Here is an 11,853-nt window from a genome sequence, read left to right as displayed (position 1 = left end):
GATTGCGCAAGCTGTCGTGGTAGCTCCCGCCGGCATAGTTGTTCCGTAATACAGTAACGTATTGGAGGCTACAAGGTGAAGCGTAACGGATTCACGCTGATCGAGTTGATCATAGTTGTTTTGGTCATCGCGATATTAATTGGCCTCCTGCTGCCTGCCGTACAGAAAGTGCGACAGGCGGCGATTCGGACGCGTGAGAGTAACAAGCTCCGCCAGTTCGCGCTAGCCTGCCACGCCTTCGCCGACGCCCACGATGGGCGGCTCCCCAATGCCCTCGGGGTAGCTCCGTCGGTGGGTGAGTCGGTGTTCCAGTCGCTCTTCCCTTACCTCGAGATGGGAAGTTTCGGCGAACCGCCCACGACACTCGACGGGAAGCCGTGGCGGCCCTCTCAGGTGCGCAGCGAACTCGACCCAAGCTTCTCGAATTCTCACGGCGTGCCGAGTACGCCCTTCAACGGAATTGGCGGCGATACGGAACCTGAGGGGGACTCGAGTTACGCTTTTAATCAACTCGTTTTTAGTCGTGGGTCAACATTGACCGCGTCCATACCCGACGGTACATCGCAGACGATCGCTTTGACCACCCACTACGCTCGCTGCGGCCGGACGCCGTTCTCCTGGCAAATGGCGAATCCGACTTGCTATGCGCCCGTGCCGCCCAGCGGCTCTCAGCGCGTTCCGTGCTGGACGCGGCCGGACCTGATCTCGCATGCGAGCACGTTCGCCGATGACGACATGGGGGACGCCGTGCCGCCCGGGGTTTCTAAGAGCGGGGGGCTGACCGCCAAAACGTTCCAGGTGTTGCCGCAGTTGTTGGATTGCGATTACCGCGTTCCGCAAGCGCTACTTACAAGCGGCCTGCTGGTGGCTCGGGCCGACGGGGGCGTACATGTCATTCGCGTAAGCGTTGATGCGGCAAACTTCTGGGGCGCGGTGTCACCCGCCGGAGGCGAAGTACTGGGTGACGCGTGGTGACCTCACGATCCCGCTCGCCGGTGACTTCGGCGTGAAACCGAGCGACAAATGAAAGCGGTCCCAGGAACATTCCCGGGGCCGCTTTCACTATCTCTGGTCTAGTCAGGCGCGAGGGTCGCTCCCCTCCGGGCTGACCTCAGAAGTCGCTGAACCCGTCGCCGCCCAAAGCGTCCAATTCGTGCCCGTTCCCGTTGCTGCTGTGCCGCTTTAGGGCCTTGGATACCGTCGGCCGCGGCTTCGTCGGCACCTGCCTTGGCGGCCGCACCGCCGGGGCGTGCCCGGCCACGCTCAGCTTGAACCGGCCGACGAGGTCGCGGAGCTGTGCGGCCTGGTCGGTGAGGGTCTGGGCGGTGGCGCTGAGTTCCTCGGTTTGCCCCGCGTTCCGCTGGATGGCAGCATCCATCTGGCTGACGGCCTTGTTCACCTGCTCGATGCCGATGGACTGTTCCTTGCTGGCGGCGGCGATCTCGGTCACGATGCCGGTCACCCGCTTGACGCTGGTGACGATCTCGGCCAGGGTGTCGCCGGACTTGTTCACCAGCTCGGTGCCCGCATCGACCTTCCTTACCGAGTCCTGGATCAGTCCCTTGATCTCCTTGGCCGCCGTGGCCGAGCGCTGGGCCAGGTTGCGGACCTCGGACGCCACCACGGCGAACCCGCGCCCCTGCTCGCCGGCCCGCGCCGCCTCCACCGCCGCGTTGAGGGCCAGCAGGTTGGTCTGGAACGCGATCTCATCGATCGTCGTGATGATCTCCGCGATCTTCTTGCTGGAGCCGTTGATCGCGCTCATCGCCTCGACCGCGCTGCCCACCACTTGGCCGCCCTTCTCGGCCACCTCCTTCGAGCTGTCCACGAGCTGCCGGGCCTGCTGCGCGTTGTCCGCGTTCCGCCGCACGGTGGCCGTGATCTCCTCGAGAGAGGACGCCGTTTCCTCCAGGCTACTGGCCTGTTCCTGCGCTCCGGCCGAAATCTCGTCGCTGGCGCTGGACAGTTGCCCGGACGCGTCGGCCAACTGCTCGGACACCTCTTGCACACCACCGAGGGCCGCGCGGACGCTGGCCACGGCCTCGTTCAATGAGCGGGCCAGCCGGCCCACGTCGTCGCTCCCCAGGTCCGGGATGGCGACGGTAAAATCCCCTGCCGCCAGCGCCCGGGCCACTGCCATCACCGCTTCCACCTTGCGCTGGAGTTCGGCCGCGGCGGCCTGCTCGCGGCCCAACTGCTCGGCCGCGGCGGCCTGCTCGCGCTCCGATCGCTCCCGTTCGGCCGCGGCCTCACGCGTGAGCCGCTCGGCCTCGGCCGCGGCGCGGGCCCGGTCCGCCTCCTTGGCGGCACGCAGCGCGTCGATGGTCGTGTTGAGCGCGGCGGCCAGCCGCCCCACCTCGTCCCGGGTGTCCACTTGGGCGTGCCGCGACAGGTCCCCGGCGCTGGCGGCCTCGAGCACCGTGACGCAGCTCTCCAGAGGCCGGACGATCGAGCGCGCCACCAGCAGCCCGACCGCGATGCTCAGGGCCGCAGCAACCAGGGTGCAGGCGCGGAGTTCTGACTGGACTTGGCCCACGGCCGCGTTGCCGTCCTCGTTAATGTCCTTGGCCACCTCGGCCACGGTCTTCACAAGCTCGTCCATGCTGGCGGTCGCGGCGTCGAACTTCTGGTCCCCGTCGGCCACCGCCGCCGCGACCGCCTCGGCCCGGCGCGCGCGGTCCTTGTCGCCGGCCGCCCAGTAGTCGCGGATCGCCCCCACCGTGCGGTCCGCGGCGGCGAAGTAGGCGTCCATCGCGGCCCGCACCTTGTCCAGGTCCGCGCGCTCGTCCCGGCCGCTCCGCGAGGTGCGCAGCACGGTCGCGGCGTACGCGCTCAGCCCGTCTGTGATCTGCTTGCGGTGCGGGCGCTGCTCTTCAACGAGCCGCTCGGCGGCGTGCCGATCCTGGGCCGCCGCGGCCCGCACCACCCCGTTCCGGTAGCGGGCCAGATTGACCGATGACTTGGCCAAATCGGTCCCGGCCGTGGTGTAGTCGGCGTACAGGATACGCATGCGCTCGCGCGACTGGGAGAGGCCGTCGGAGCCGAGCGCCCCGCTTGCCACCACCACCACGCACACCGCGGCGAAGCTGAGCAGCAGGCGGGTGGCCACCGACCGGTCGAGGAACCATTTCATGCGTCACCGTTCCTATGCCCCCCTCTCGGCCAACGGGCGCGGCCCGGACGGGCCACCCGGAGCAGACGGCGGGCGCGGCACTTGCCGGGATTCTCCCTGACACGCTTATCGGGAATCTGCTGTGCGGATTTGTCACGCCGCGCCCGACAGGAATCGTGGGACGTATGACGAGGCCGCGGCACGCGAGCGCCGGCAGCCGATTTAGCGGCACAACGTCGTTGCCCTCCGTCCCGCGCGCCGCCCAAACCGCGCGGCTGAGGCACCGGGCACGTGTATCAGAAGTCGCTGAACCCGTCGCCGCCCATTGCGTCCAGCTCGTGTCCGCCTCCGCTCCCGCTGCTGCCGTTGGTGCTGCGTTTGAGCGCCTTGGCCACCGCCGGCCGCGGCTTCAGCCCCGCCGACCGCTTCGCCGGTCGCGCCGCCGGCGCGTGCGCGGCCCCGCCCAGCTTGAAACGACTGACCAAGTCGCGGAGTTGTGCGGCCTGGTCGGTAAGGGATTGGGCGGTGGCGCTCATCTCCTCGGTCTGGGAGGCGTTCCGCTGGGTCACGCTGTCCATCTGGGAGACCGCCTTGTTCACCTGCTCGATGCCGCTCGATTGCTCCCGGCTGGCGGACGCCATCTCGGTCACGATGTCCGTCACCCGCTTCACACTGGTGACGATCTCGGCCAGCGTGTCCCCCGACTTGTTCACCAGTTCAGTACCCGCGTCCACTTTCTTCACGCTGTCCTGGATCAGGCTCTTGATCTCCTTCGCCGCCGTCGCACTCCGCTGGGCCAGGTTCCGCACCTCGGTCGCCACCACCGCGAACCCGCGCCCCTGCTCACCCGCCCGCGCCGCCTCCACCGCCGCGTTCAGCGCCAAGAGGTTCGTCTGGAACGCGATCTCGTCGATGGTGGTGATGATGTCCGCGATCTTCTTGCTGGACCCGTTGATCTCGCTCATCGCCTCGACCGCGCCGCTCACCACCTGACCGCCCCGCTCGGCTACCTCCTTGGAACCGCTCGCCAACTGACGGGCCTGCTGGGCGTTGTCGGCACTCTGCTTGACCGTGGCGGTGATCTCCTGCAACGAGCTGGCCGTCTCCTCCAGGCTGCTGGCCTGCTCCTGGGCGCCGGACGAGATCTCCTCGCTGGCGCTGGACAGTTGGCCGCTCGCGTCGGCCAACTGTTCGGCCACCTCGCGCACCCCCTCCAGCGCGGTCCGCACGCTCAGCACCGCTTCGTTCAGGGACCGGCCCATCTGCCCCATGTCGTCGGACCCCAGGTCCGGAACGGTGGCGGTGAAGTCACCCGCCGCCAGCGCCCGGATGGTCTCCTGGATGGTGCTCGCCTTGCGTCGCACCTCGGCCGCCGCCGCCGCCTCCCGCTCCTGCCGCTCGCGCTCCACCGCGGCTTCCCGCTCCGCCCGCTCGCGCTCGACGGCGGCCTCCCGCTCCGCCCGCTCCTTGTCCCGCACCGCTGCTGCGCGCTCGGCCTCCTTGGCCGCGGCCAGCCCGTCGATGGCCACGTTCAGCGCGGCCCCCAACTGCCCCAACTCGTCCTCCGACTTCACCTCCACCTTGCGGCTCAGGTCCCCCTTCGTTACGCCCTCCAGCACCGCGATGGTCTGGGTCAGTGGACGGACCACTGACGCGGTCAGCAGCAGCCCCAACCCGATCGCGGCCAGCACCGCCCCGATGCTCACCGCCCACATGGTCCGCCGGCCGTGGTCGAACACCTCGTTGGCCTTGGCGTTCTCCTCCTTGCTGAGCACCTGCTGCCCGTCCATCACGGCCGTCAGCGCGGCGTTGCACTCCCGCATCGCCGGTGTCTCGCGGCCGAACACCTCCTCGGCCTTGCTGAACTCGCGCCGGTCGATCTGCGTCAAGATCTCGTCGCTGAGCCGTTTCCACTCCGCGAACTTGGCCTCGAACGCCTTCCACAGGACCGCTTCCTTGTCTGTCATCGGGAGGGCCGCATACGCCTTGGCCCCGTCGTCGGCCTCCCGCCGCCGCTGTTCACAAGATTCGCGGACCGAACGGAGTTCCGTGTCGTTGCCGCCCTTGCCGAACAGGATGGCGCTCCGCTCGGCCCGCTGGACCGCCAGGATATTGATGCCCATTTTGCCCAGGGCCAGGGCCGAGGGGACCAAGTTGGTGTTGGCGTTGACCTGGCACTCGCGGACCCTGCCGAGCGCGTCCATCGACTGGTACGCGAGGAACGCGCACGCCCCGGCGATGATGAGGAACCCGCCCACCAGGCGCGGCCCCAGGCGCAGCTTCGACAAGGCCCCGAGCGTGGAATCGATCACGAGTCGTGTCTCCGGTCAGTTAAGTCGGTATGGCGATACATAAATCTCCAGCGCGTGCCAGAATAGAATTACATATGCGCTATATCATCTCGAGCTCGTGGCTGGGGACGCCGACGAGCCGGTCGATGTTGATGAGGGACACGAGCCGCTGCCCGTCCCGGGCGATCCCGGTGAGCACCGAGGTGTCCGCGTGGGTGCCCAGGTCCGGGGGCGGGACGATCTCCTCGGCCCCCACGTTGAGCACGTCACTGACCGCGTCCACCAGCAGCCCTACGGACCGGTCGGCCACGTTCACCACGATGATCACGGTGAACGGGGTGCACTCGGTCAGCGCCAGCCCGAACCGGGCCCGCAGGTCCACGATCGGGATCACCGCGCCGCGCAGGTTCAGGATCCCGCGCACCTCGGGCGGGGTGTTGGGGATCGTGGTCACCTTCGAGTAGCCCCGGATCTCTTGGACCCGGAGCAGGTCCACCCCGTACTCCTCGTCCCGCAGCCGGAACGTCAGGAACTGGCCGCTCCCGGCGGGGAGCAGCAGCGGGCCGCCAGCCTCGTTCGTATCCATTCTTCACTGCGAGGTTAAAAGTCAGCGCCCGGAATAAGCGGAACGGTCGGCGCGCGGCCGATTCCGCTGCCACCAGCATCGGCGGCACAGATCAAAATTTGCCCTCGTAGAAATGAGATAGAACAGAATCGTCTACCGCGAAAGTAATGTGATGCCATATGTTAATTCAATTCCACTGCATGAATATTTTGAAGACAAGCAATGAGCTGGTTAAAGCGAGGCGTGAAAACACATCATTTTTTCGTACTCCGCGCCGACCGTATTTCCTCATGAACGTTGAGCCGGGTGCGTTGCGGCGGAACGGGTGGCAAGGTGTTTGGTCGACCCGCCGCCCGCCGCAGCGCGGGACGTTCCCAGAGCCGAGTTGCGCGACAATTTGACCGACGATCCGGTGTCGTCGAGGCGACCCTGTTGCAACCTCCGCAGAGCGCCATCGGCCGGTAAGGTGAAAAAACTGCTGTGGATGCTATCGCTCCGAACCGAATTTACCGCTCAATCGGTAAAATCTGCACAGTCACAAATCAGCTCCAGCGGGTATCAAAGAATTAAAATCAACTGACAGAATCAGTTACGGCAATGTACCCGCAAGTCGTCGCGACTGGCACGATCCCTGCTTTACTACTCAGCATCGAGACCTTCCCCCGGTCTCACGGAACAAGGCCTTCCCCCAAGGCCGCTCCTTCCCCCAACCTGTCCCCCTGACCCTTCACACGGGCCAGCAGCTTCCCCCGGCTGCTGGCCTCTGGTCTTTTACCCCAGATCGATGACGAACGCGCCCGGTACGCCGGCTTCCACCACCGCCCGCGCCAGTCCGACCCACTCGCCACAGTTGTCGAGGATCACGGAGTCGGCGGTGGCCACGAGGTCGCCGGGCTGCACCAGCACCGCGTCCGGGTTCGGCACCACCTCGGCCGCCCAGTCGGGGCGCGTGGCGCGCACCATTTCCGCGAGCCGGCCGCTGTTCGACACCGGCGCGTCCAGCAGCCACGTACACGGTCCCGCGCCCCACGCCGCGAGGAGCCGCGCGGCCAGATCGAGCGCCGGCTGGGTCTCCTCGACCTTCCGGTACGTACCGTGGACGCTGGCGAGGTCGCGGAACGAGCCGTCCCGCCCGCCGATGATGACGCCCCCGCCCAGCGCGGACTCCAGCGTGAGGATCAGGTTGAAGCCGTCGATCCGCAGCGGGCGGCCCCGGAGCGCAGCGACCCCGATCTGGCGCGCGCGCCGCCCGGCGAGCGAACCGTCCGAGCAAGCCGAGCGGAGCACCGCGGTGCGCTGGCGCTCCACCAGCTCGTACCGGTCCCCGACCAGCTTCAGCGACGACGGCGCGGCGTACCCGCGCGACAGCAGCCACGACAGGTCCGACACGGCGGAGGCGAGCGCGGGGCGGGAGCCGGGGCCGAACCACTCGGGGTCCTGTGGGCCGGGGCCGCGGTGTTTGCGGGTATCGGGCATACGTTCTCCTGCTGACCTCGACACGCGGCGCCTTCCCCGATCTACTCTCTGCTTTTCCCACCGGAGGGTCCAGTGATGCCGCGCAGTGTCGTCACGCAACTTATGTTCGAGGGCAAGGCCGAAGAAGCGATGAACTTGTACGTTTCGCTCTTCAACGGCTCGGTGACCGCGGTCGAGAAGTACAGGACGGGCGCACACGGCCCGGAAGGTACGATCAAGCGGGCCGAGTTCACGATCGCCGGGCACCGGCTCGCCTGCATCGACAGCCCGATGCCGCACGCGTTTACTTTCACCCCGTCCGCCTCCCTGTTCGTCGAGTGCGCCGACGAGGCCGAACTGGACGCGGCGTTCGCCACCCTGTCCGCGGGCGGTGCGGTACTGATGCCGCCGGGCGGCTACGGGTTCAGCAAGAAATTCACCTGGGTCAGCGACCGCTTCGGGGTGTCGTGGCAACTCAACCTGGCGTGAGGGTACACCGTGGCGAAACAAAAACCGGCCGACGACGTGGAGAGCGTTCTCGCAACCCTGGAGCACCCGCAGAAGCCCGCGATCCTCGTGATCCGCGAAATTCTCCTCGGCGCGCCCGGCGTCACCGAGGGCGTCAAGTGGAACGCGCCCAGCTTCCGCACGACGGAGTGGTTCGCGACGTTCCACCTGCGGGCGAAGGCGGGGGTGCAAATGATCCTCCACCGTGGCGCGAAGGTGCGGGCCGGGGACGGCATCACCGTCGACGACCCGGGCGGACTGCTCACGTGGCTCGGCAAAGACCGGGCGTCGGTGACGTTCGCGGACGCGGCCGACGTGGCGGCGAAACGGGAGGCGTTCGCGGCGCTGATCCGCCGGTGGGTCGCGCACGTTTGAACCTGGGGTGTACCGGTCGCCTCTGAGCCGGTAGCATAATCCGTTTCCCCAGGAGCAGACATGACCATCGACGGAGTTTCCCAGACCACCGGGCTCGAGCGGCTGGTCGACATCGGGGCGGACGAGGGCGGCCTGAAGCTGACGATCCGAGACCGCAAACTCGAAACCGTACTCGGCAGCGTCACCGTCCCGGCCGAAGACCTGATGACCGTGCTCACGGAGCAACCGAAGGGGCCGCAGAGCATTGCGGGGGCGCTGGAGGTCGAGATCCGGCGCAACGAAGTGTGGCTGACGCTCGGCGGGCCGGACGCGGCCGTCGGGCTCGACGACCTGATGGACGCGGTCGGCGGCGCGCTCCCGTCCTGACGCGCGCCCCGGTGACGGGCACCCGTTTTTGCCTTTGTGGCGCACATTCCGATCCTCCGCGCGGGGCGGTCGTCCGAGCCAATCGCGACCGCCAGTTCGTACCTCATTCGTACTGACCGAGCGCGAGCCAGCCCGTTTGCGTCATCACCTGACGCAGAAAACGTTCGCTTACTCATCCGCCCTTCACTCACTTTCCGGTAAATGTGGGAACCGTACTCCCGGCCCCCACAGGATGCTGCCATGCGGTGGATTCCATGCGTTCTGGCGACGGCGCTCTTCGCCGGTGTCGCCACCGAGGCTTCGGCCCAGCAAATCATGATTGCCTGGGGCGACGAGGTGAACACCCTGTTGCTGACCAACGCCGCGCTCCAGGCCGAGATCAAACTCACCGGCGAGCAAAAGGGTAAACTCAGACCCGTCACCGAGAAACAAGCCAAATTCAATAAAGAGTTCACCGACGCGTTCGGCCCGGACGCAAAAGCCGGCTTCGACCTGGTCCAGTTCAATGTCATGCGCGAGAAGCAGGCGGAACTGGCCGCGGAGGTCAAAACGGCGCTCGATAACGCGCTGACGGCCGACCAGCGGAAGCGGCTCAAGCAGATCGCTCTCCAGGCGATGAACTTCGTGATCTTCAACGACCCGGATGTGGCCCCCAAGGGGCCGGCGTACACCGACGCCCAAAAGGCCGCCATGAAGGAGGTCGGCGCGGCTCTCAAACTGAGCGACGAACAGAAGAAAGCCGTTAACGGCCTTGCCGACGGGGTCAGCAAGGACAGCCGAAAGATCCGCGAGGAAGCGGCCCTCGGAGGGCTCACACCCGCCGGCGTGGGGTTGGACCCCGAGAAAGTGGCCGCCGTCAACGCGAAACTCGACAAGGTCCGCAAGGAGGCGTGGGTGAAGGTCGAAACGGCCCTCAACGAGTCCCAGAAGAAGACCTGGAAAGAACTCGTTGGTGAGCCGTTCGACCTGGCCAAGCTTCGCCCGACACCGAAGAAGTAACCACTCGTGCGGCCCCGGTTTGAGCGCCAATCACGAGCCGGCGGCCCCGCCGGGCGGATGCTCCTGCCGGTCTCAATGTGCGGAGTACCCATCCGGACGCGCCGGCGTTGCAGTCCGGCCCACTGAACCTGATCGAAGTCGTCGCGTGCCCGAATCGCTGAGCGCGGTTGCACAGGACACTGTGTCCATGTAGCACTTCCGGAAGTCCGGACCGCGCCCGACAGAGCAAGCCGTGCCGGTTTCCGTTCGCGGCGTGAAACCATCTCCGCGAATCGATTCCGCCGCAAGTAGCATTTTTTAAACGCCTTATGCCGTTTCATTCGGAGCCACCTTCCGTTCATTCCGACGCCGCGTGCGGGTTGTGCGGGCGTGATTCGGTGGTAGCAGCACCCCAGCGAACCGCCAGCTCTCGACCAGTCCGCCGGCAGCGAATGTCCAGTCCGCGACCCATTCGGACACCGCCAGTACCGCACTGTAACCTTCGTTACAGCCGCCGCTCGCCTGCGAAACGACTCGCGTAAGCGTGCTTCGGCGACCGTCGGCGAACGCAGCCGACGGCGAGCCGTGGGAGTTGTTGCCGGCGGCCCAAATGCGCAACTCGCCTGATGCCAGCGGAGCAGAGCCCCCATTAAACTGATGGCACCGCGTCAGTATCCGGGATTCGGGAAGGCAATCCCGATGGGCGCGCGGTGATGGAAGTGGAGTGGGAGAAGACGAGATACGCTGATGCCTCGCCACCCGCTGGTTGTTTGACCGCCATTCGCGAGGCAATTGGAATTCCCCCTTTGGGGAATGTGGGAAAAGAAGGAGAAACAGAAAAAACCCACTTCGTAGCAGGGCTAGCGGTGGAGTTGAGCACGTTCGGTGCTCATTGCTTGGGTTCGATCTTCTGAATGTCCTCCGGTGCGGCGATGGCGATTTCGAACTCCGCGCCGTCACGCAACTCGCGCAACTTCGGGAGCGCGGCCTTCGCACCCAGGCCGGTCGCGCCGAGCAACTCGATGAGTTCCGGTTGCATCCCTCTCGCCGGTGGCTTGTTCAGGCCGTTCACCCGATCGGGAACCGCCCTTCGCCAGCAGCGCGTACCGCTTCAACAGCGCTATCAGGGCGACGTATTCCGGTTCAAAGTCCCCTACCCCGACGTGCGGCTCGTTTAACCGTGGAATGGCGCCGCAAACGACCGCCGGCACCAATTCCGGGCAGTCCGCCGCGGTGCGATCGAGCACTAGCGGCACGCGTCAGAACGCTCGAACGAGTCGATGGCGTCTATCGTTAAACCAGCGTTCAAGCGAATGTCCCGATCGCGCAGAGGCGGGCCTGTGCCCGTGGCTGCTGATCGCAGTGTTCGGAATGTTGGCCGCGGAAGGGTTCATCGCCAACCGCTCTTACCGCCGGGTGCGGCAACAAGTGAGCAAGCGCCTCAGCGATCGAGTGGCTCTACGGCCGCTTCCGCTCTTGGGCAACAGGCCGAAGCCACCAGTAACAAAAGAGCCCCGGTGCTAGACCGGGGCGCGATCGCTTAGCGGGTCGACTTCGCCCCCGGCGGGGCCGAACCGGAGCCCCTCGCGTGAGCCACCTCTCCGGCCACAAAGCAGTTGCACCCGCTGTTGCCGGAGACCCGCAGGGCGAACCGCTGAAGGCCCTCCTCGATGCAGCGCCCCAGGGTCGTGTTCCCGACGCTCGCGTCGGTGCCGACCTCGAACCACTTGCAGTCCTTGCACTCGCCCCACTCGTCGTGATTCTTGCGTGCCATGTCAGTGTCCTCGGGTACTAGATCGCGGCCGGGGCCGCGGTTGTTAGGGGGTCCGGAGCAACCGCTGGAATTCGCGGTCGCGCCGGACGATCTTCTCGCGTACCTGTGCGATCTTTTCCTCAGTGCGGTTCAGCGCCGAATCCATCCGATCCAGTGTGGAGTGCGCGCTGCGCGCCAGCGTTTCGGCCCACGCGCTCATCACGCTTACCTTGCGGTCGGTCGGTGTTGCGGTCATCGGAGCAGCCCGGAAGGGGGAACTACTGGGCGTCCGCTGTTGATTTGCAACCCGCGTGCCACCCGGCTCGGGCGAAATGGCGCTTGCGCTCGTGACCGGGCGGCATCACGAACACTGGCTCGGACGGGTCGCTAAACTGGCTCGGTGGAGGCCGCGTGTCGGTTACGTTCGCCGGTGCGGCGGACGGTTAAGGCA

The 11,853-nt window shown here is 66.5% G+C and carries 12 protein-coding genes; 5 read left to right on the top strand and 7 right to left on the bottom strand.

Going from position 1 to position 11,853, the window contains the following annotated elements:
- Positions 1-75: 75 nt before the first annotated feature.
- Positions 76-975 (top strand): prepilin-type N-terminal cleavage/methylation domain-containing protein, encoded by a 900-nt coding sequence (locus tag R5W23_RS04575; RefSeq protein WP_320685309.1) that lies wholly within the window; start codon positions 76-78, stop codon positions 973-975.
- A gap of 136 nt (positions 976-1,111) precedes the next feature.
- Here R5W23_RS04575 and R5W23_RS04570 read toward each other — a convergent pair whose 3' ends face one another.
- From R5W23_RS04570 to R5W23_RS04555, 4 genes are all read right to left on the bottom strand, one after another.
- Entirely contained in the window at positions 1,112-3,133 is a 2,022-nt protein-coding gene (locus R5W23_RS04570; protein ID WP_320685308.1) for a methyl-accepting chemotaxis protein, read from the bottom strand.
- 275 nt (positions 3,134-3,408) lie between these two features.
- Positions 3,409-5,424, bottom strand: a complete 2,016-nt coding sequence (locus R5W23_RS04565) for a methyl-accepting chemotaxis protein (protein ID WP_320685307.1) — start codon at positions 5,422-5,424, stop codon at positions 3,409-3,411.
- 79 nt (positions 5,425-5,503) lie between these two features.
- On the bottom strand, positions 5,504-5,989 hold the full coding sequence (locus tag R5W23_RS04560; protein ID WP_261190649.1) for a chemotaxis protein CheW: 486 nt from the start codon (positions 5,987-5,989) through the stop codon (positions 5,504-5,506).
- Positions 5,990-6,739: 750 nt separating this feature from the next.
- Positions 6,740-7,444, bottom strand: a complete 705-nt coding sequence (locus R5W23_RS04555) for a DUF434 domain-containing protein (RefSeq protein ID WP_320685306.1) — start codon at positions 7,442-7,444, stop codon at positions 6,740-6,742.
- Positions 7,445-7,519: 75 nt separating this feature from the next.
- On the opposite strand from R5W23_RS04555, the gene R5W23_RS04550 reads away from it, so the two are divergent.
- The 4 genes from R5W23_RS04550 to R5W23_RS04535 all read left to right on the top strand — a co-directional run bounded on the left by R5W23_RS04550 (position 7,520) and on the right by R5W23_RS04535 (position 9,670).
- Positions 7,520-7,912 (top strand): VOC family protein, encoded by a 393-nt coding sequence (locus R5W23_RS04550; protein ID WP_320685305.1) that lies wholly within the window; start codon positions 7,520-7,522, stop codon positions 7,910-7,912.
- 9 nt (positions 7,913-7,921) lie between these two features.
- Positions 7,922-8,305, top strand: coding sequence for a DUF1801 domain-containing protein (locus tag R5W23_RS04545; RefSeq protein ID WP_320685304.1), 384 nt, complete (start codon positions 7,922-7,924; stop codon positions 8,303-8,305).
- A 60-nt stretch (positions 8,306-8,365) separates the two neighbouring features.
- Positions 8,366-8,671 (top strand): hypothetical protein, encoded by a 306-nt coding sequence (locus tag R5W23_RS04540; protein WP_261190645.1) that lies wholly within the window; start codon positions 8,366-8,368, stop codon positions 8,669-8,671.
- Between the two features lie 240 nt (positions 8,672-8,911).
- Complete coding sequence (locus R5W23_RS04535; protein ID WP_320685303.1) at positions 8,912-9,670, top strand: hypothetical protein; 759 nt, start codon at positions 8,912-8,914, stop codon at positions 9,668-9,670.
- 868 nt (positions 9,671-10,538) lie between these two features.
- On the opposite strand, the gene R5W23_RS04530 is transcribed toward R5W23_RS04535, so the two are convergent.
- From R5W23_RS04530 to R5W23_RS04520, 3 genes are all read right to left on the bottom strand, one after another.
- Positions 10,539-10,688 (bottom strand): hypothetical protein, encoded by a 150-nt coding sequence (locus tag R5W23_RS04530; RefSeq protein WP_320685302.1) that lies wholly within the window; start codon positions 10,686-10,688, stop codon positions 10,539-10,541.
- Between the two features lie 501 nt (positions 10,689-11,189).
- Positions 11,190-11,423, bottom strand: coding sequence for a hypothetical protein (locus tag R5W23_RS04525; protein WP_320685301.1), 234 nt, complete (start codon positions 11,421-11,423; stop codon positions 11,190-11,192).
- Between the two features lie 43 nt (positions 11,424-11,466).
- Complete coding sequence (locus R5W23_RS04520) at positions 11,467-11,658, bottom strand: hypothetical protein (protein WP_320685300.1); 192 nt, start codon at positions 11,656-11,658, stop codon at positions 11,467-11,469.
- Positions 11,659-11,853 lie beyond the last annotated feature (195 nt).

The sequence above is a fragment of the Gemmata algarum genome (assembly GCF_034097035.1).
GTDB classification, from domain to species: Bacteria; Planctomycetota; Planctomycetia; order Gemmatales; family Gemmataceae; genus Gemmata; species Gemmata algarum.
Note: the sequence above shows the minus strand (reverse complement) of the source record. Positions and strands in the feature narration are given on the sequence as shown.

Excerpts from the sequence above, each read along its gene's own strand:
- R5W23_RS04570 (WP_320685308.1), bottom strand. The coding sequence starts at position 3,133 with ATGAAATGGTTCCTCGACCGGTCGGTGGCCACCCGCCTGCTGCTCAGC.
- R5W23_RS04560 (WP_261190649.1), bottom strand. The coding sequence starts at position 5,989 with ATGGATACGAACGAGGCTGGCGGCCCGCTGCTGCTCCCCGCCGGGAGC.
- R5W23_RS04555 (WP_320685306.1), bottom strand. The coding sequence starts at position 7,444 with ATGCCCGATACCCGCAAACACCGCGGCCCCGGCCCACAGGACCCCGAG.
- R5W23_RS04550 (WP_320685305.1), top strand. The coding sequence starts at position 7,520 with ATGCCGCGCAGTGTCGTCACGCAACTTATGTTCGAGGGCAAGGCCGAA.
- R5W23_RS04540 (WP_261190645.1), top strand. The coding sequence starts at position 8,366 with ATGACCATCGACGGAGTTTCCCAGACCACCGGGCTCGAGCGGCTGGTC.
- R5W23_RS04535 (WP_320685303.1), top strand. The coding sequence starts at position 8,912 with ATGCGGTGGATTCCATGCGTTCTGGCGACGGCGCTCTTCGCCGGTGTC.
- R5W23_RS04530 (WP_320685302.1), bottom strand. The coding sequence starts at position 10,688 with ATGCAACCGGAACTCATCGAGTTGCTCGGCGCGACCGGCCTGGGTGCG.
- R5W23_RS04525 (WP_320685301.1), bottom strand. The coding sequence starts at position 11,423 with ATGGCACGCAAGAATCACGACGAGTGGGGCGAGTGCAAGGACTGCAAG.
- R5W23_RS04520 (WP_320685300.1), bottom strand. The coding sequence starts at position 11,658 with ATGACCGCAACACCGACCGACCGCAAGGTAAGCGTGATGAGCGCGTGG.